This is a genomic window from Affinirhizobium lemnae (genome assembly GCF_022968395.1).
GTDB lineage: Bacteria > Pseudomonadota > Alphaproteobacteria > Rhizobiales > Rhizobiaceae > Neorhizobium > Neorhizobium lemnae.
The window spans coordinates 1-19,290 of the sequence record NZ_JALJQZ010000042.1 but is presented as its reverse complement, the minus strand read 5'-3'; the positions used below and the strand labels follow the sequence as shown (position 1 = coordinate 19,290).

Below are 19,290 nucleotides of genomic sequence, written 5' to 3'. Positions count from 1 at the left end.
GTCACGATTGCTGCTTTGGAGGCATATAATGCGATTCTCATCTACTTCCACCACCGGTCACATACAAGGATCAGAGATAGGGAGAACCCAGCCAAAGAATGCGCTCGAACAGACGTACGGCAAAAGGTCTGGCACGCAATTGCTCAAGACTGACTCGGCTGGCGGTCTCGATTGAACGATCGATGCGTCGTTCCAGATCTTCAGCAAAAGGGATATCGAAAACTTCAAGATCGACTTCGAAATTCAGGCGATGCGACCTGGGATCCATGTTCGACGATCCAACATAGGCCCATCGGCCGTCAACCACCAGAAGTTTGGAATGGTTGAACGGACCCGATGCGCGCCAGAGGCGGCAATGCCCCTTCAACACTTGGTCGAACTGAGCCGTCATCGCCCGGTCTACCAGTGTCAAATTATTGGAGGCAGGCACCACGATGTCGACCACCACGCCGCGCCGCGCCGCTGTTGCCATGGCGCTGATCAACTCGCGATCCGGCAGAAAGTAGGGTGAAACGATGCGAATGTTCGAGCGGGCGACCGAAAATGCGCCCATCAGCATCTTGTGATTGGTCTCCACGCTCCGGTCTGGACCGGAAGCGACCGCCCGGATGAGTTTGGCATGCCCCGGCGCATGGGCAGGCGCTGCAATCTGCCATTCCTCGCCATCGAGGATTTCATCGCTGGCATAGTGCCAGTCTTCGGCAGCAATGGCGAACAGATCAGCCACCACCGCGCCCGTAATGCGGAAATGGGTGTCGATCGCACAGCCTTCGCCCTTGCATGTGCGCGAGAAATCTTCGCGAATGTTCATGCCGCCTGTGAACGCGACCGCACCATCGACAATCATGATTTTCCGGTGAGTACGCAGGTTCGCATAAGGCTGGCGTAGCCCGACGATGACATTGCCGTTGAACACTGCGACGCGGATTCCGACATCCTTCAGCATGCCAAGAACACTGGGCACAGAGTAACGCGCGCCGACGGCATCAATCAGAACTCTTACCTGAACACCGCGCGCGACCGCTTCCCCCAGCGTGGCGACAAAACGACGACCTATCCTGTCACGATCAAAGATATAGGTTTCGAGGATAACGCTGCGCTTGGCAGCGGATATGGCCGACAACATCTCCTCATACGCCGCATCGCCACCGTCTAGCAACTGGATTTCATTGCTGCTGGTCATCGGGTGGCGCGCCACGCGATCACCAAGCGTCTTCATCGCCAGAAAACGCCGACCGAACTCCATGGCGACGCTAATGTCATCCGCATCGTAATTGTCGAGGTGAGCAAGAACACCGCCCTGCCGCAGCCGCCTCCTATTGAAGATGACCTTCCGGCGAACGCGGTTGATGCCTGCAATGAGGTACAGCAGCGCACCGACGATCGGAGACAGCAGGATGACACCCACCCAGCCGACTGCTGAGCGAACTTCCTCCTTGGTCATCGCCACGTGAATGGCAGCGGTCGCCCCCATGACGACCGACAAGACGAAAACGATGTGCGGCCAATAGGGCGAGAGGAAATCCAGCATGCTTCACGATATAGGCGCGGCGCAGGAAATCGCAATCGCCCCAGACGACGTCCAACGCGAAAGTCACCAGTCTATATATCTAGATACCTAGACATGTAGACATCATTTGATTGTCATGGCAGCGACCGGAGGCTCCGCCCCTTCCGGAATCGGGCTGCGATAGGGCTGACCCTTCAATCTCTTCTTCAGGTCCGCCCAGGCAGCTTCACGCAGCTGCGGGCTTTCCAGAGCAGCGAGGCCCGTTGCGGCCATGACCTTGGCAGTGGCGATCATTCCTTTGTGCGCAAGAGGGCTTTTGCCCTGTGCCACCACCTGCCAGGTATGAAGCTGGGTGCCGATGGCAAGCGTCGGACCATAGGCCTGCACGGTCGGCACGACCCAGCTCACATCGCCCACATCGGTAGAGCCGCCCATCTGCCGCACTTCGTTATGCGCTGGCAGAATGAAATCGGGCAGCGCCAGATCGTCTTTCACATCCAACCGTTCCTGCGCCCAGCTGGCCGCAATGTCTTCGGCAGACAGCGTATCGCGGATCGATTGCGCGAAGGCCTTGTCTTTCTCATCGAATTCCGGCGTGCCGAGGCTCTGCCAGATGTCCTGCATCACATCCATCAGCGGCGTGTTGACCACGAGGTTGGAGACGCCCGCCAGAATGGTGCTTTCCATGGTGGTCTCGGTCATCAGGGCAGCGCCTTCTGCCACCTTTTTCACCCGCTCGATTAGCGAGAAAAGACCGGCAAGTTCCGGCGCGCGCACAACGTAGCGCACCTTGGCATAGGCCTGGACCACGTTTGGAGAAATGCCGCCCGCATCCAGAAGCGCATAATGAATGCGGCAATCCTGTTGCATGTGCTCGCGCAGATAGTTGACGCCGACATTCATCAATTCCACAGCATCGAGCGCACTACGGCCGAGTTCCGGGCTGGCGGAAGCATGGGAAGCGCGACCCCGGAAGGTAAAATCGATGCGGCAATTGGCCAGCGACGTTTCCCGCTGAACGCCTGCGAAATTGCTTGGGTGCCAGCAGATGGCGATGTCGACGTCTTCGAACGCGCCTGCCCGCACCATGAAGGCTTTTGCCGCACCGCCCTCTTCTGCGGGGCAACCGTAATAGCGAACGCGTCCCGGCGTGCCGGTGGATGCCAGCCAGTCTTTCAGTGCCGTCGCGGCGAGAAGGGAAGCAGAGCCCAGAAGGTTATGCCCGCAGCCATGGCCATTGGCATTCGGCACCAGAGGCTCGAAATGCGAAACATCCGCCTTCTGGCTCAGGCCCGCAAGCGCATCATATTCCCCTAGAAAGGCGATGACCGGACCGCCCTCACCAGCCTCGCCAATCAGCGCGGTTGGAATGCCCGCAACATTCTCCGTGATGCGGAAGCCTTGTTCTTCCAGCATTTCGCGATGGGCAGCCGCGGATTGGGTTTCCATGTAGCAGGTTTCCGGCGTTTCCCAGACGCGGTTCGCCAGTCCGATGAAAGCCTCCTTCTTGTTCTCGATGACATCGAAGACTTCAGGAAGGTTATTGCTCGTAGACATCGGACTTCACCTGTATGCGAAATATGAGATAGACACCGAACCTATCCCACGCTCGACAGAATGCAATTCTTTCCTGCACCCCTCAGCGCTGCCAATTTCCTGAGCAAATGGCTTCTTCAAGACGCAGCCACTCGTCCGGTGCCGGAAGACCGATACGCAGGCAATTAGGCCTTTCATTGAAGCGCCGAACCAGAATCCCGGCCTCTCCCAGATGCTGGTAGATGGCTTGCGCGTTGCCATCCCGGATGTAGCGAAACAGCGTCGTCCCGCCTGCGACCTCGATTTTCGCAGTCTTCAGCAAGGCATTCAGCCTGTCAGCCTCAGCCCTCAGCCTTTGACGCATTTCTGCCTGCCATGCCTCATCCGCCAAGGCCTCAAGGCCGATATGCAGGGCCGGACCCGGAATGGCCCACGGCCCAAGCCTCAGCCGCAAATCCTGTGCAAGCTCCTTTGGCGCGACTGCAAAGCCGAGCCGGATGCCCGCAAGACCGTAAAATTTTCCGAAGGAGCGCAGGACAACCAGAGCGGCATGAACCTTGCCCACCAGTCCTGACGCTTCATCCATGACATCGCGGAAGGCTTCATCGACCACGAGCAGGCCGCCCTTCGCCACCAGATGCTCCGAAAGCGCCAGAAGATCATGATCCGCGATCAAACGGCCATCGGGGTTATTGGGGTTCACCACAATGGCGAGATCAGCCTGCGCAAGTGCTGCGAAATCGGTTGTTTCCACAGTGTCGAACCCGGCCATGCGACAGGCATGCGCATGCTCCGCGTAGGTGGGCGAAAGGATTGCAGCCTTGACTGTGGATGGCTTCCGACCGCCAAAAACATGCTGCGCAACCATCGGCACCAGCAGATGCGTGCCGGGTGCCGCTGCGATGTTCTCTCCGCTAGACGCGCCGTAGCACCGTGCCGCTGTCTCGCACAGTTTAGTCAGATCGGAAGGTTCCGGCAGGCGAGAGAAAGCGGTAGCGGGAACGGGTGAATAGCCATAAGAATGCGGGTTGATACCGGTGGATAGATCGATCCAGGGCCGAGGCGCGTCAGGAAACTGACGTGCGGCCTGCGTTACGCTTCCTCCGTGTTCGATCCGCTTTTCATTCTGTGGCTGCATATCGATTTCCATGGCTTTCACGCTTGCCTTTATCGCCCTCGTTATTGAACGGCTTGTCGGCTATCCGCAATGGCTTGTGGAGCGCATCGGCCACCCGGTCATCTGGATCGGCAATTTGATCTCCCGGCTAGAAGGGCGTTTCAACACGCTTTCCGAAAGCTTCAAAACTCGACGCCGCAACGGGTTGATCTGTTTCGTCCTGCTACTGGCCATCAGCATTGCACTTGCGGCAGCGCTTGAAGGCGTTCTTCTGTGGTTGCCGCTGGGCCTTATACTGGCGGCAATCGTCTCCTCCAGCCTTCTGGCGCAGAAAAGTCTTGAGGACCATGTGCGCGCCGTGGCCGATGCGCTGGAAACCGGCGGTCTGGAAGCCGGACGCAAGGCGGTTTCCATGATCGTCGGCCGTGACCCGGACCAGCTGGATGAGGCAGGTGTGTGCCGCGCGGCGATTGAAAGCCTTGCCGAAAACTTTTCCGATGGCATCACGGCCCCTGCCCTCTGGCTTGGACTTCTGGGGCTTGCTGGTGGCACCGCCTACAAGGCGACCAATACAGCTGATAGCATGATCGGCCACAAGAACGAACGATATCATGCCTATGGCTGGGCAGCGGCACGTTTTGACGACCTCATCAACCTTCCGGCCTCGCGCCTGACGGCCCTTCTCTTTACGGCTGCAGCTTGGGCGACCCCCGGTGCATCGCACCAAGACGCATGGGCAGCGGTCCGGCGCGATGCGGCCAAGCATAAATCTCCCAATGCAGGCTGGCCGGAAGCGGCCATGGCCGGTGCGCTGGGTCTCGCCCTTGCCGGACCGCGTGTTTATGGCGGCGAACTGGTGGGCGACCATTTCATGGGAGAAGGCGGACGGCGCGAGGCAACCGCCGCAGATATTCGCCGCGCCCTGACCCTTGCCCGCACTGCCGATCTGCTGCTGATTGCCCTGTTCGGAGTTCTGGCGGTTACGATCAGCGCGCTAACCTGAGCAGCAAATCCAGATCCAGATGCCGCTCGATATGCGCGGCCAGACGATCCAGAACCTGTTCCACGCCCTGTTCATAATCCAGGCTTGAGGCCTCGCCCCCCAGCCGCTTCAACCAGCTGGAACGCTGCGCATCATCGGCGAAAAGCCCATGCACATAGGTGCCGGAAACAAGCCCGGAAGCGGAAACCGCACCTTCACCGCGACCATCGATCACGGCGAAAGCACGCTCGCAATCCGACCCTGACGTCTCGCCCACATGCATTTCGTAGCCGGCAAAGGAAACGCCGTCGGCAGTCTGTCCCTCTACGGCCACAAGACGTTTGTCGCCCGTCAATCGTGTTTCGATATCCAGCAGACCGAGCCCCGGCTCGACGACACCGGCAGGCCCTTCCATCCCATCAGGGTCAGCCACGCATTTTCCCAGCATCTGATAGCCGCCGCAGAGGCCAAGCACCGGCTTTCCCTGCCGCACATGTGCGGCGATATCGATATCGAAGCCTGCCGACTTCAGAACTTGCAAATCTGAAATCGTTGCCTTGGAACCCAGCAGCAGAACGAGATCGGCATTCGCAGGCAGCACACCGCCAGGCCTGACACGGATCAGTTCAACATCCGGTTCGGCATCCAGCGGATCAAGATCATCAAAATTGGAAACATGCGGCAGGATCGGCACCGCGATGCGGATCCTTGCGCCCGGTTTTGGTTCCGGCTTTGAATGCAGCGCCAGAGCATCTTCTGCCGGAAGCCGGGCAGCCTCGGCAAAATGCGGCAAAAGGCCGATTGGCTGCCAGCCGGTAAAGCCCTCGATCATCCGCATGCCTTCATCGAACAGGCTGGGGTCGCCACGAAACCGATTGACGATGAAGCCGCGGATCATGGCCGCGTCAGCTGCATCCACCACCGTTTTCGTGCCCGCGAGGCTGGCGATGACGCCACCACGATCGATATCGCCGATCAGCACGACAGGCACATTGGCGGCGCGGGCAAAGCCCATATTGGCAATATCATTGCGGCGAAGATTGACTTCGGACGCGCTGCCTGCCCCTTCCACCAGCACCAGATCGGCTTGAGCCTTCAGTTGCTCGAAGCTTTCCAGAACGGCTGACATCAGCCCCGCCTTGATCTGCTGGTATTCGGCAGCCTTGGCATTGCCGCGCACCTTGCCCTGCACGACAATCTGCGCACCCACCTCGCTTTGCGGCTTCAGAAGAACCGGGTTCATGTGCACTGAAAGGGGAGCGCGAGCGGCACGCGCCTGCAGCGCCTGCGCCCGACCAATCTCCCCGCCATCAGCGGTCACGGCCGCATTGTTCGACATATTCTGCGGCTTGAACGGCAGGACCTTCAGCCCGCGCAGAGTAAAGGCACGCGCCAGACCCGCCACGACAAGCGACTTGCCGACATCCGAGCCCGTTCCCTGAAACATCAATGCCTTGGCGGGGGGCTTTAACATCAGAACTCTATCCCGGCCTGCGCCTTCACGCCCGCCTTGAAGTGATGCTTCACAAGCGTCATCTCCGTCACCATATCGGCGGCTTCGATCAACGGTGCCTTGGCGTTACGACCGGTGACGATGACGTGCAGATCCGGCCTGCGGGCAGTCAAATCCGCGATGACCTTTTCGAGGTCGAGGTAATCGTAGCGCAGCGCGATATTCAGCTCATCGAGGATCAACAGGCCGACATCCGGCAGCGCCATCATCTCCTTGGCCTTTTCCCAAGCACGCTCGGCGGCCGCGACATCCCGCTTCAGGTCCTGCGTATCCCAGGTGAAGCCCTCACCCATGGTGTGCCAGATCACGCGGTTACCGAAGGTTTCCAGCGCCACGCGCTCGCCCGTATCCCAGGCACCCTTGATGAACTGCACCACGGCGACCTTTCGTCCATGGCCCAGCATGCGCAATGCCAACCCGAAAGCCGCTGTCGATTTGCCCTTACCCGGACCCGTGTTGACGATCAGCAAACCTTTTTCGATGGTTTTGGAGGCCACTTCAGCATCCTGCACCGCTTTGCGATTGGCCATCTTGCGGCGATGACGTTCCGCTTCGCTTTCGTCGATCTCCTTCACCGGCCTCTCCCTGCGTGCTGTCAATGGAGCGGCGGACTATAGTCAAAACGATCCGCGCGGCAATTGCCCCCTGCCGTGATCACCATTGACAGGAAGTTGCACAAGGGCATAGTGAGCGGCTGTAAACGGTCTTTTCCCGGCAACGGGGAAAGCTAAGAGGGAACGTGGTGCGGAATTTTCGCCTAAACCACGGCTGCCCCCGCAACTGTAAGCGGCCTTCCGCCTTTTCAGAAGGATGGAACGTCCGGCGCATAATGCCACTGAAGACATCTTCGGGAAGGCGGCGCAGGCACGATGGTCGCGAGCCAGGAGACCTGCCGTTTATGCATGAAATCCGCCGGGCGGGGTGCTCCGGGCAAGGATGTATCAAACCATGTGAGGTGAGTAGCCTGACATGGAAGCGCCCCATTGTAACAATGATTTGGGGTGGATTCTTGGATCTCTCGACACGACCGGACAGACAGGATGCCGTAGCACGTGACGTTGCGAATGTCGTGATTCATGTCTGCGAAACCTGCCGCAGTGGGCAGGAAGCCGTCGATGCGCCGCGCGACGGTGCCGTGCTGGCGGAACGCGCCAAGGCGCTGGCAGCTGAGGGCGTGGAAATTCGCTCTGTTGCCTGCCTCGCCAACTGCAAGCGGGCCTTGAGTGCCAGCATTCAGAGCGCCGATGGCTGGTCCTATGTGTTCGGCGATCTCGGCACCGATTCAGCTGATGATCTGCTGGAGGGCGCACGTCTGCTGGCCGGTTCCACCGATGGCCTGATGCCCTGGAAGGGCCGCCCCGAAAGCCTCAAGCGCGGCATGATTGCCCGCATTCCGCCGCTTACACCCATTCTCGCAAACGTCGAAGGACAGACTTCATGACCAATTCGCTCGCCCGCGTGCCCTGCACTGTCGTCACCGGCTTTTTAGGGGCCGGAAAAACCACGCTGCTGCGTCACGCACTGGAAAACATCAAGGGCAAGCGCCTGGCCGTGATCGTCAACGAGTTCGGCGATGTCGGCATCGACGGCGAAATCCTGAAGAGCTGCGGCATCGAAAACTGCCCGGAAGACAATATCATCGAGCTTGCCAATGGCTGCATCTGCTGCACCGTGGCGGATGATTTCGTGCCAGCCATCGACAAGATCCTCGCCATGGAGCCTAAGGTCGATCACATCCTGATTGAGACTTCGGGTCTTGCTCTACCAAAGCCGCTGGTTCAGGCCTTCCAATGGCCGGGCGTGAAAAGCCGCGTGACGGTGGATGGCGTCGTGGCCGTGGTCGATGGTCTGGCGTTGGCCGAAGGCCGCGTTGCCGACGACATGGAGGCCCTTGCCGCCCAGCGTGCTGAAGACCAGTCTCTCGATCATGACGATCCGGTCGAAGAAGTCTTCGAAGACCAGATTGCCTGCGCCGATCTTGTGATCCTCACCAAGTCTGATCTGCTGAACGAAGCAGATCTTGAAAAGGCCCGGGCTCATGTGGAGGACCACCTGCCACGTGCCGTGCGCATCGTCAATTCGCAGAATGGGGAGATCGATCCGGCCATCTTCATCGGCCTTGGCCTGGCGGTGGAAGACGATATCGAGAACCGCAAGACGCATCACGATGACGAGCTGGACCACGAGCACGACGATTTCGACAGCTTCGTGCTGGATATTCCGGCCATTGCCAGCCCGGAAGAACTCAGCAAGCGCATTGCCGATGTGACGGATGCTGAAAAGGTGCTGCGCATCAAGGGCTACGTCGAAGTATCCGGCAAGCCGATGCGGCTTCTGGTGCAGGCGGTTGGCCCGCGCGTGAACCACTATTTCGACCGCCCGTGGAACACCGGTGAAACCCGCCGTTCGCGCCTCGTCGTGATCGGCGAAAAGGGCATCGACGTCGCAAAAATCGGGAAGTTGTTGGCCGCCTGATGCATATTCTCGCCACCACATCCTCATCGCTCGACGATCTGATTGAGCCGGTCGATCTGAACCAGACGCCGGGGGATGTGGTGGTGCTGTCCTTTACCGATAGCGACCTGAACGGCATTGCCAGCGCCTGGAACCGGTTGAAGCCGTCCGGGCTTTCCCTGCGCCTGGCCCAGCTTTCCGACCTGCGCCATCCCATGTCGGTGGACCTTTGGGCTGACAAGGTGGCCCGGCACGCCAAGCTGATCCTCGTCCGCATTCTCGGTGGCTATGATCGCTGGCGCTACGGGGTGGATGAGCTGGCGCGTATCGCCAGAGAGCGGAACATTCCGCTCTATCTGCTGCCGGGTGAATGTAGCGAGCGCGACGAGCGACTGGAAGCCGCCTCCACCGTGGATCAGGCGGAAATCCGCTCCGTTCTCGCATTCTTTCGCACTGGCGGGCCTGATAATCTGAACAGGCTTGTTAGCCGACTTACCAATAAGCTATCCGGCGATGCCGGTATTGCATCCCCAGAGGCCGAGGACGTGCCGAGGCTCGGCCTCTACCGACCTTTGAAAGGCGTCGTTTCGCTGGATGAGGCACTGGCAGAGCGCGGAGAGAAACCGCTTCTACCGCTGCTCTTCTATCGCTCCATGCTGCTGGCAAGCGACGTCGCCCCTGTTGATGCGCTGGTGAAAGCGCTGGAAGATCAAGGCGTTTGCGTTCTGCCCGTCTTCATTCCCGGGTTGAAGGATGCGGCAACGCTAACCCATCTGCGAGACATGCTGGCACCACTCAAACCTGCGGCCATCATCACCGCCACCGCCTTTGCCAGCAATGCGGAACTAGACGGCAAGACGCTGTTCGACGTGCTTGGTATGCCGGTGTTTCAGACCGTGATTGCGACGACCAAACGGCAGGTATGGGCAGAAAACCAGCGCGGGCTTGGACCTTCCGATCTTGCCATGCATGTGGTGCTGCCGGAACTGGATGGCCGTATTCTGGCAGGCACACTGTCCTTCAAGGCAGAACGGCTGGGGGGCGAAGATTTCGGCTTCACCGGCTTTACCAATATGCCGGAGCCGGATCGAGTGGCGGCAACGGCGGACCGTATCCTCAAGCATCTAGCGCTTTACGCCACGCCGAAATCAGAACGTCGTATCATCATTCTTATGCCGGATTATCCGGGGGCCGATGGCCGCACCGGCTATGCGGTCGGCCTCGATGTGCCGGAAAGTGTGCTGCAGATGCTGCGGGATCTTCAGGCCGAAGGCTACGAGGCCACAGATATTCCGGCTACGGCCAAGGACCTGATGGACCGGGTCTTGCGCCAGACGGAAACGCTGGAGGCAGAGATCTATGGGAATTATCTGGCATCGCTCCCCGAAGCCGCGCGTTCCGCCGTACACAGCACCTGGGGAGATCCTTTAGCCGACGAATCTTATCAGGCGGGAAGGTTCCGCTTCCGGGCAGTTCGTTTTGGCAATGTGACCGTAGCACTGGCCCCGGATCGTGGACGAGAGGCGGATCGCCGCACCGATTACCATGATCCGGCCCGCCCGCCGCGTCATGCCCTGCTGGCCTTTGGCGGTTTCATGCAGAGAGAGCTTGGCGCGCAGGCCATCATCCATGTCGGGGCGCATGGCACATTGGAATGGCTGCCGGGCAAGAATGTTGCGCTTTCGCAAGACTGCTTCCCCGAGATCGTCACCGGAAATCTGCCGGTGCTCTATCCCTTCATCGTCTCCAATCCCGGCGAGGCAGCGGTCGCCAAGCGCCGGATTGCGGCGCAAACGATTGGCCATCTTCCACCCATGCTGGCGGAGGCTGGCCTTTCCCCTGCGCAGCAAAAGCTGGAACTGCTGGTGGATGAATATGCGCAGGCCGACGGGCTGGATCGCAAGCGCCGCGACCGGTTGGCAAAACTGATTGTAGAAACCGCTGAAGGAACGGGGTTGGCAGCAGAGGCAGGCATTTCTCGCGAGGAAGATCCGGATACCGCCCTTTCGCGTATCGACGCCTTTCTCTGCGACCTGAAAGATTTTGCCATCAAGGACGGCCAGCATGTGTTTGGCCGCGCCGATCAAGAGGAAGGCGATCCGCTGCGGCTCCAAAGCGCAAACGCCGAGCGCGAGGCTCTGCTGGCCGCACTGGATGGCCGTTTCGTATACCCGGGCCCCTCCGGTGCACCGGCTCGTGGCCGTCGCGATGTGCTGCCAACAGGCCGCAATCTCTATGCGTCCGACCCGCGCACCATGCCGACGCCGACCGCCTTCGAGCTTGGCAGGCTAGCGGCGGATGAAGTCATCCGCCGCTACCTTCAGGACCATGGCGACTGGCCGAAAAGCCTTGTGATCGATCTGTGGGGAAGCGCCAGCCTGCGCAGCGGCGGCGAGGAAGTGGCACAAGGGCTGGCGCTGATGGGCGCAAGGCCTGTTCAGGATGCCGCAACCGGACGTGTGACCGGTATCGAAGTGCTTCCGCCCGCGCAACTGGGCCGTCCGCGTGTTGACGTCACCTTCCGCATTTCTGGCCTGTTCCGCGACATGTTCCCCTCGCTGATTGCGCTGCTGGATGCCGCTACCCGCTCCATAGCGACCCGCGAGGAGGCTGATGGCGATAACCCTCTAGCGGAAGAGGCGAAGCGGCTTGGGCAGATCCCGCCACGCATTTTCGGTTCTGCACCTGGCACTTACGGCTCCGGCATCGAGGAAAAGCTTTCATCCGGCGACTGGCAGGCGCGTGAGGAGCTTGGCCGCGCCTATCTTGCCATGACAAGCCATGCCTTTGGCGGGGCTGACGGTGAAGGCTTCGAAGCCTCAAGCACCTTTGCAGAACGGGTGAAACAGGCCGACCTTCTGGTGCATACGGGCGACGATCCGGGCCGCGACCTGCTGGATGGTTCCGGCGATGTGGCCTTCATCGGTGGCTTTGCCGCAGCCGTCGCAGCGCTTGGCGGCAAGGCGGACCTGATTTCGCTGGATACAACGAACCCGCATAAACCCCGCGCTCGCTCGGTGGCCGAAGCCGTAACGCGCGTGGTGCGCGCCCGCGCCGTGAACCCACGCTTCATTGACGGGCAGATGCGCCATGGCCCGCGTGGTGCTGCGGAATTCGCCGAGACGGTGGACCGCCTCGTCGGCTTTGCCGAAACGACGCAAGCCGTTCCCCAAAGCCTGATCGAAGCCATTTATGATGCCTATGTAGCCGATGAACGGGTGCGTGATTTCGTGTTGGACCAGAACCCGGAAGCGGCTCGCTCCATCGCCGACCGGTTGATGTCGGCCCGCCGCCGCGGGCTTTGGCAGCCACGCCGCAACTCGGTGGATCGTGATCTGGAAATGCTGCACGGATCGGCGAATGCGAGGGCAAGGCGATGACGGCGGCGGCTTCTCCCATGGCCCGCAGTGCTTGTCCGACCCTTGATGCGCCCATGCTGACCGGCGATGGCTACCTCTCGCGCGTCGCGCTGATTGATGCCATCACACCTAAGCAACTGGCCGCGCTGTGTTCGCTTTCAATCGCGCATGGCAATGGAATGCTCGACATTTCTGCCCGTGGAAACCTGCAAATCCGGGGCCTGACGCTGGCGTCGGCTGCAAAGCTGGAAGCGGATGTTCGCGCACTCGACCTGCCGCTGCGTGAAGGTCTGGCGGTGGAATGGTCGCCGCTAGCGGGCCTTGAAACAGGCAATGATCCGCGCCCGCTCGGTCTTGCGATCATGGAGGCTGCTCGTCCACTTCGCGGCAGGTTGGCACCGAAGCTTTCCGTGGTGCTGGAAACCACTGGCCTGATCCGGCTTGATGATCTGCTGGCGGATATCCGGCTGGTCGCAACGAATAAGAACGCGTGGAATGTTTTCCTCGGCGGCACGCTCCAGACCGGACCCGGTATCGGCTGTGTCAGCGATGAAAACGCGGCAGAGTGCGTATGTGCCCTTCTCACCCATTTTGCCGATATTGGACCGAAAACACGCGGACGGCAGATAGACATGTCGAGTCTGCCTGAGAACGTGCTGCGCGATTTGAACCCGTCCCCGCCCCTCGTCAGACTGCCGCAACAAAGCCTGTTCGGATTGTTTGCCCTTGGCCATCGCACCCACGCTCTGCGCGTCGCCCTGCCCTTTGGCCAAATCAAGGCTCAGGCCTTGGCGGAATTTGCGCAACGGGCGGAAGGCTTCGGCATCGAGGGCATCAGGCCGGCACCCGACCACAGCCTTATTGCCTTCGGGGTTAAGGAGGCCTGCGCAAACCTGCATGGCGTGGCGGAACAGGTAGGCCTTATCGTAAAGGCGGATGATCCGCTGCGGCAGATTGATGCCTGTCCGGGTTCTCCGTCCTGCAATTCTGCCCGCCTTGAAACCCATACGCTCGGGCGCTTTGCTGCCCGTGAAACACCTGCTCTCTTCGATGGGTCGCTTCGGCTTCACCTCTCCGGCTGCGTAAAGGGTTGCGCTCACCCCACCCCCTCGCCGCTTGCCTTCATCGGCACAGAAAATGGCAGCCATCTTGTATTCTGCGGAAAAACCACGGATACCCCGATCAAACATCTCGCCCCCACTGCTGAGAAAGCGGCGCTTGCAGCCCTTGCGCGTCTGATCGAGACAGCACGGCGGGACGGCGAAACGAACCATGATTGCCTTGTGCGGCTCGGTCCCAACGGGATTGCAGCAGCTCTTGGCGAAGGACCTTGATGACGGACTACGATTACATCCGCGATGGCGATGCGATTTATCGCAAATCCTTCGCCATTATCCGCGAGGAAGCGGATCTTTCCCGCTTCACGGACGAGCAAGCGGATGTCGCCATCCGCATGATCCATGCTTGCGGGCTTGTGGAAGCGGCAGCGCATTTCGAGTTTTCGTGGGATTTTGTGGGGGCCGCACGCGCCGCCCTTCTGGCTGGAAAACCTGTTTTCTGCGATGCGCAGATGGTGGCCCATGGCGTAACCCGCGCACGGCTTACGGCCAATAACGAAGTGATCTGCACGCTGCGCGACCCGCAGGTGCCGGACCTCGCCAAACAGGTGGGCAATACCCGCTCTGCCGCTGCCCTTGAACTGTGGCGGGACCGGCTGGAGGGATCAGTGGTCGCCATCGGCAATGCACCGACCGCGCTCTTTTATCTCCTGGAAATGCTGGATAAAGGCTGCCCAAAGCCTGCAGCCATCATCGGAATGCCGGTTGGGTTCGTCGGCGCTGCCGAGAGCAAAGAAGCTCTGGCGAAAAGCGCCCACCGCATTCCCTATGCGATTGTCAAAGGCCGTATGGGCGGCTCAGCCATGACGGCGGCTGCCGTCAATGCGCTGGCGAGGGCAGGCCTGTGAGCGAGATTATTCCCGGCAAGATGTATGGTGTCGGCACCGGCCCCGGTGACCCGGAACTGCTGACGCTGAAGGCCGTAAAGGCCCTGAACAATGCGGATGTACTGGCATTTTTCGCCAAGCGCGGTGCACGCGGCAATGGCCGCACCATTGTGGAAACCCATGTGCGGGCCGACATTCTGGAACTGCCGCTCGTCTATCCGGTCACTGTCGAAGAGGACAAGGATAGCGATAGCTACAAGCGCGCCATCGATGGCTTCTTCGACCAGTCTGCGGCGGAAATTGCGGTGCATCTTCAGGCGGGCCGAAACGTGGCGGTGTTAAGCGAAGGCGACCCGCTGTTCTACGGCTCCTATATGCACCTGCATCTGCGGCTGGCACCACATTTTCCGGCGGAGGTCATTCCAGGCGTCACTGCCATGTCCGGCTGCTGGTCGCTGGCGGGCATGCCGCTGGTGCAGGGCGATGATATCCTGAGCGTTCTGCCCGGTACTCTGCCCGAGGAGGCATTGACTACGCGTCTGGCGGGAACCGATGGCGCGGTGATCATGAAGGTGGGCCGCAACCTGCCGAAAATTCGCCGCGCACTGGCCGCAACCGGCAAGCTGGACGGCGCCATCTACGTAGAGCGCGGCACAATGCCGACGGGCCATGCCATGCCGCTTGCCGAGCGGGATGAAACTGCACCGGCACCTTACTTCTCGCTGGTGCTGGTTCCCGGCTGGAAAAGCCGCCCGCAGGGAGTGCTGGCATGACGGGCAAGCTTACCGTCGTTGGCCTCGGTCCCGGCAGCCCAGAACAGATCACGCCGGAAGCGCTGAGTGCCGTCGCGGAAGCAACGGATTTCTTCGGCTATGGCCCCTATGTGGACCGGCTGGATTTGCGCCCCGAACAGCGCCGCCACGCCTCCGACAATCGCGAGGAAATCTCCCGCGCCGCCGCCGCCCTCACCCTTGCCGTACAAGGGGAAAAGGTGTGTGTTGTGTCGGGCGGCGATCCCGGCGTTTTCGCCATGGCCGCAGCCGTCTGTGAGGCCATGGAAAGCGGCCCTGCGGAATGGCGCAATATCGAGTTCGCGATCGTTCCGAGTGTGACCGCCATGCTGGCGGTCGCTGCCAAGGCGGGTGCTCCGCTGGGGCATGATTTCTGCGCCATCTCATTGTCGGACAATCTGAAGCCTTGGGATGTGATCAAGAAGCGGCTAATTGCAGCAGCCCAAGCCGGTTTCGTGATGGCGTTCTACAATCCCGTCAGCAAGGCGCGACCGCACCAATTGGGGCAGGCTTTCGATATTCTGCGCACCCACCTTCCGGGAACGGTTCCCGTCATATTCGGGCGTGCCGCCGGTCGTCCCGATGAGCGCATCAACGTGGTGCCGCTCAGCGAAGCGCATTCCGATATGGCGGATATGGCCACCTGCATCATCGTCGGGTCTACGGAAACGCGGCTGATCAACCGCGAGGGGCAGCGCCCTCTGGTCTATTCGCCGCGTTCCTGGATGGCCGGAAAGGCCTGATCCACATGGGCAGCGAGCGCTTTGACCGTCTGGAACGATGGCACCTCCGGCAGAACCGGACGGCGGATCATGACGACCGGCAGCCCGAGCGCCCGCGCTGCCACGATCTTTCCGTAGCTTGCCGCACCGCCGGAATTCTTCGAAACCACGACCTCAATGCCGCTTTCCGCCAACAGCGTCCGTTCGTCCGCTTCATTGAAGGGGCCGCGCGCCGTGAGATAGCGCACACTCGGCAGAGCAAGCGGCGGCTCCACGGGATCGACGCTGCGCACAAGATAGGTGTGCTGCGGTGCCGCCTCGAAAGGCAGAAGTTCCTGACGACCGAGTGCCAAGAAGGCACGGCGCGGCTTCTGTCCCAAGGCGGCCACTGCAGCCTCCACGCTTTCCACCTCGGTCCAGCGGTCCTCCGCCTGCCGTTCCCAGCCCGGTCTACGCAACGCGATCAGGGGCACCCCGGAAATTTCCGCGGCCTTTGCCGCATTGGCGGAAATGCGTGCCGCGTAAGGATGCGTAGCATCGATCAGCACATCGACTTGGCCCGCTTTCAGATAGTCCGCCAGACCTTCCGCCCCGCCGAAGCCACCGACGCGCACCGGAACCGGCTGCTCGACGGGCGCCTTGGTTCGGCCCGCCAGCGAAAGCTCCAACCGGAAACGGCCAAGATCGCGCAGGGCTTCGGCCAGTTGCCGCGCTTCCGTCGTTCCGCCCAGAATGAGAATGGAATGCACCGCCATGGCTCCTGATTTATCCGCCTCCCTTCTACCCGGTCAGCCCTGGTTGTCCATCGTCGGCATTGGCGAAGATGGCCTTACCGGTTTGGGCGAGAGAGCAAGACAGGCAATTTCGGAGGCCGAATTCATCTTCGGCGGCACCCGCCATCTGGAGCTTGCCAGGGTGACAATCACAGGCGAGGCGTGCGCGTGGCCGCAGCCATTCGATAGCGACATGAAGGCCGTGGCGGCGCTGAAGGACCGAAAGGTTTGCGTGCTAGCATCCGGCGATCCCTTCTTTTTCGGCGTCGGCGTGACGCTAGCACGGCAGTTCCCGGCAGATGAATTTGTCGCCTATCCAGCCCCGTCGGCCTTCTCGCTGGCGGCATCGCGGCTTGGCTGGGCTTTACAGGATATTGAAAACGTTTCGCTGCATGGACGCTCGCCGGATCTCATTCGTCCTCTGCTGCATCCGGGCCGAAAAGTTCTAGCGCTGACCTCTGATGAGCACGGCCCCGCGACGATTGCAAAGCTGCTGGCGGAGAACGGGTTTGGCGAAAGCCGGATCACAGTTCTGGAAGCGCTAGGTGGGGATCGCGAGAAGATAAGCCGGGTAAAGGCATCGAGCTTCGATCTGGTTGGCCTCGATCCGCTCAACATCATCGCAGTGGACGTTCAAGCCGCACCACAGGCCCGCATTGTGCCGCTTGGCTTCGGTCTGTCTGATGAGCTTTTCGAGCATGATGGCCAGATCACCAAGCGGGAAGTTCGCGCTGCAACGCTTTCCACGCTCTCCCCCCGGCGCGGCGAATTGCTGTGGGATATAGGTGCGGGCGCGGGTTCGATCGCAATCGAATGGATGCTGGCACATCCGTCCATGCGTGCCGTGGCCATCGAGCATCATCCAGAACGGGTTGCACGAATCCGGCGAAATGCCGCCTCCTTTGGCGTACCGGGTTTGCAGGTGGTGGAGGGTAAGGCGCCTTCGGCACTTGCGGACCTGCCGACGCCGGGTGTGATCTTTATTGGCGGCGGCGGCAGCAAGGACGGCGTGCTGGAGGCGGCCATCGCGGCGCTTCCACTCGGCGGCAGGCTGGTCGCCAATGCGGTGACGCTGGAAATGGAGCGGGTACTGCTGGAGGCCCACGCGCGGCTTGGCGGCCGACTTACCCGGCTTTCGGTAGATCGTGCCGAGCCCGTTGGCCCGATGACCGGCTGGCGCGCCGCCATGCCGGTGACCCAATGGGCCTGGGTGAAGGCATGATGGCGCTTGGTATCGGCTGCCGGAAAGGCACGCCCGCCGATGTGGTGCTGGCGGTGATCGATGAAGCCTTGCAGACGCATGGGGTGAAGCTCGCCCGCCCGCTTGTTATCGCGACCGGTGCCATCAAGGCGGACGAAGAGGGCATTCGAGAAGCAGCGCATCAGCTTGGCGCAGAGTTTGTTGTCCTGTTCGATGAAACCCTGCAAAGTGTAGTTTCCCTTACCCACACGCGCTCCGAGACAAGCCTCGCCCATACCGGCCTGCCCAGCCTGTCAGAGGCAGCTGCCCTTGCCGCAGCCGGACCCAATGCCCGCCTTCTTGGACCGCGCCACGTTTCGCAGGGCGTGACCTGCGCCATTGCCCTTTCGGAGAATATGCCATGACCGTTCATTTCATTGGCGCAGGCCCCGGTGCCGCCGACCTCATCACCGTGCGCGGCCGTGATCTGATCGCACGCTGCCCGGTATGCCTCTATGCCGGGTCCATCGTGCCGCGCGAACTCTTGGATTACTGCCCGGAAGGTGCACGCATCGTCGATACGGCCTCGCTCTCGCTGGATGAAATCGAGGCGGAATATCTGTCCGCCCAAGAAGCGGGTCAGGATGTTGCCCGCCTGCATTCCGGTGATCTCTCTGTCTGGAGCGCTGTGGCTGAACAGATGCGGCGGCTGGACCGTCTCGGCATCGATTATACGCTGACTCCCGGCGTTCCCTCCTTCGCCGCCGCTGCCGCCGCGCTGAAGCGAGAACTGACCATTCCTGAAGTGGCGCAAAGCCTGATCCTGACACGCGTATCGGGTCGCGCCTCCAAAATGCCGGAACGAGAAAACCTTGCCAACTTCGCAGCGACTGGCGCAACATTAGCCATTCATCTGGCCATCCACGCGCTGGAGAAGATCGTCACGGAATTGACGCCCCATTACGGCAAAGACTGCCCTGTCGCCATCGTGGTGAAGGCCACATGGCCGGAAGAAAAAATCCTGCGCGGCACGCTTTCCACCATCGCAGCCCAGATCGCGGCAGAACCCATCGAGCGCACGGCGCTGATCTTCGTCGGCCCCGGTCTTCAGGCGGAGGATTTCCGCGAAAGCGCGCTCTACAGCACGGATTATGTGCGGCGGTTCAGATCTGGAAGCAGCAAGCCGGAGTGAGGCCATCAATTACCCCCTCTGTCCTGCCGGACATCTCCCCCTCAAGGGGGGAGATCGGCAGAACGGTTGGCCGTTCGCTCCATCAATGTTGAGAAAGAGGGCGAGGGCCCCAAGGAACAATGGGATGGAGACCTTGCCGCAAAGTCATAACCTCCACCAGAGGTGGAGGTTTGAAACGCTGCGCTTGAACCGCTAGAAGCGGTTTTGCTATAAGTT

The 19,290-nt window shown here is 60.9% G+C and carries 17 protein-coding genes and 1 riboswitch; of the genes, 11 read left to right on the top strand and 6 right to left on the bottom strand.

The genetic code is table 11. The features are described from left to right. Nucleotides 1–70 precede the first annotated feature (70 nt). From cls to cobD, 3 genes are all read right to left on the bottom strand, one after another. Nucleotides 71–1,531: a cardiolipin synthase gene (gene cls, locus MUU53_RS18905; RefSeq protein WP_247262269.1), complete on the bottom strand. Its 1,461-nt coding sequence runs from the start codon at nt 1,529–1,531 to the stop codon at nt 71–73. A gap of 102 nt (nt 1,532–1,633) precedes the next feature. Beyond that, on the bottom strand, nt 1,634–3,067 hold the full coding sequence (locus MUU53_RS18900; protein WP_247262268.1) for a M20 family metallopeptidase: 1,434 nt from the start codon (nt 3,065–3,067) through the stop codon (nt 1,634–1,636). 82 nt (nt 3,068–3,149) lie between these two features. Continuing rightward, nucleotides 3,150–4,184 carry a threonine-phosphate decarboxylase CobD gene (gene cobD / locus MUU53_RS18895; RefSeq protein WP_247262267.1) on the bottom strand — a complete coding sequence of 345 codons (1,035 nt, stop codon included), beginning with the start codon at nt 4,182–4,184 and terminating at the stop codon, nt 3,150–3,152. A 10-nt stretch (nt 4,185–4,194) separates the two neighbouring features. On the opposite strand from cobD, the gene cbiB reads away from it, so the two are divergent. Further along, nucleotides 4,195–5,166, top strand: coding sequence for an adenosylcobinamide-phosphate synthase CbiB (cbiB, locus tag MUU53_RS18890; protein WP_247262266.1), 972 nt, complete (start codon nt 4,195–4,197; stop codon nt 5,164–5,166). On the opposite strand, the gene MUU53_RS18885 is transcribed toward cbiB, so the two are convergent. Together MUU53_RS18885 and cobO are read right to left on the bottom strand one after the other, a co-directional pair. After that, a complete protein-coding gene (locus tag MUU53_RS18885) occupies nt 5,150–6,619 on the bottom strand; it encodes a cobyric acid synthase (RefSeq protein ID WP_247262265.1) in 1,470 nt (489 codons plus the stop codon). The two genes, cbiB and MUU53_RS18885, sit on opposite strands and share 17 nt — an antisense overlap. Beyond that, nucleotides 6,619–7,233, bottom strand: a complete 615-nt coding sequence (cobO, locus tag MUU53_RS18880; protein ID WP_343229124.1) for a cob(I)yrinic acid a,c-diamide adenosyltransferase — start codon at nt 7,231–7,233, stop codon at nt 6,619–6,621. The genes MUU53_RS18885 and cobO overlap by 1 nt, the downstream gene beginning before the upstream one ends. Before the next feature lie 109 nt (nt 7,234–7,342). Further along, a riboswitch (cobalamin riboswitch) is annotated at nt 7,343–7,569 on the top strand. 98 nt (nt 7,570–7,667) lie between these two features. On the opposite strand from cobO, the gene MUU53_RS18875 reads away from it, so the two are divergent. From MUU53_RS18875 to MUU53_RS18845, 7 genes are read left to right on the top strand one after another with little or no spacing between them, the layout of a single operon-like run. Then, entirely contained in the window at nt 7,668–8,099 is a 432-nt protein-coding gene (locus tag MUU53_RS18875; protein ID WP_247262264.1) for a DUF1636 family protein, read from the top strand. Next, nucleotides 8,096–9,133 carry a cobalamin biosynthesis protein CobW gene (gene cobW, locus MUU53_RS18870; protein ID WP_247262263.1) on the top strand — a complete coding sequence of 346 codons (1,038 nt, stop codon included), beginning with the start codon at nt 8,096–8,098 and terminating at the stop codon, nt 9,131–9,133. The genes MUU53_RS18875 and cobW overlap by 4 nt, the downstream gene beginning before the upstream one ends. After that, nucleotides 9,133–12,492, top strand: coding sequence for a cobaltochelatase subunit CobN (cobN, locus tag MUU53_RS18865; protein ID WP_247262262.1), 3,360 nt, complete (start codon nt 9,133–9,135; stop codon nt 12,490–12,492). Before cobW ends, cobN begins: the two co-directional genes overlap by 1 nt. 17 nt (nt 12,493–12,509) lie before the next feature. Continuing rightward, the gene (gene cobG / locus MUU53_RS18860; protein ID WP_247262261.1) at nt 12,510–13,805 is read left to right on the top strand and encodes a precorrin-3B synthase; all 1,296 of its coding nucleotides are present in this window, start codon (nt 12,510–12,512) and stop codon (nt 13,803–13,805) included. Continuing rightward, nucleotides 13,805–14,437: a precorrin-8X methylmutase gene (locus tag MUU53_RS18855; RefSeq protein WP_247262260.1), complete on the top strand. Its 633-nt coding sequence runs from the start codon at nt 13,805–13,807 to the stop codon at nt 14,435–14,437. The genes cobG and MUU53_RS18855 overlap by 1 nt, the downstream gene beginning before the upstream one ends. A 20-nt stretch (nt 14,438–14,457) precedes the next feature. Further along, nucleotides 14,458–15,189, top strand: a complete 732-nt coding sequence (locus tag MUU53_RS18850) for a precorrin-2 C(20)-methyltransferase (RefSeq protein ID WP_247262274.1) — start codon at nt 14,458–14,460, stop codon at nt 15,187–15,189. Then, nucleotides 15,186–15,950, top strand: a complete 765-nt coding sequence (locus MUU53_RS18845) for a precorrin-3B C(17)-methyltransferase (RefSeq protein ID WP_247262259.1) — start codon at nt 15,186–15,188, stop codon at nt 15,948–15,950. The genes MUU53_RS18850 and MUU53_RS18845 overlap by 4 nt, the downstream gene beginning before the upstream one ends. Here the strand turns inward: MUU53_RS18845 and MUU53_RS18840 are convergent. Then, on the bottom strand, nt 15,914–16,684 hold the full coding sequence (locus MUU53_RS18840) for a cobalt-precorrin-6A reductase (RefSeq protein ID WP_247262258.1): 771 nt from the start codon (nt 16,682–16,684) through the stop codon (nt 15,914–15,916). The genes MUU53_RS18845 and MUU53_RS18840 overlap by 37 nt on opposite strands. Here MUU53_RS18840 and cbiE point away from each other — a divergent pair. The 3 genes from cbiE to cobM are packed head-to-tail and all read left to right on the top strand — an operon-like array spanning nt 16,683 to nt 19,074. Next, nucleotides 16,683–17,924, top strand: coding sequence for a precorrin-6y C5,15-methyltransferase (decarboxylating) subunit CbiE (cbiE, locus tag MUU53_RS18835; protein ID WP_247262257.1), 1,242 nt, complete (start codon nt 16,683–16,685; stop codon nt 17,922–17,924). The genes MUU53_RS18840 and cbiE overlap by 2 nt on opposite strands. Further along, nucleotides 17,903–18,307: a cobalamin biosynthesis protein gene (locus MUU53_RS18830; protein ID WP_247262256.1), complete on the top strand. Its 405-nt coding sequence runs from the start codon at nt 17,903–17,905 to the stop codon at nt 18,305–18,307. The genes cbiE and MUU53_RS18830 overlap by 22 nt, the downstream gene beginning before the upstream one ends. Beyond that, on the top strand, nt 18,304–19,074 hold the full coding sequence (gene cobM / locus MUU53_RS18825) for a precorrin-4 C(11)-methyltransferase (RefSeq protein ID WP_247262255.1): 771 nt from the start codon (nt 18,304–18,306) through the stop codon (nt 19,072–19,074). The genes MUU53_RS18830 and cobM overlap by 4 nt, the downstream gene beginning before the upstream one ends. Nucleotides 19,075–19,290: the final 216 nt, after the last annotated feature.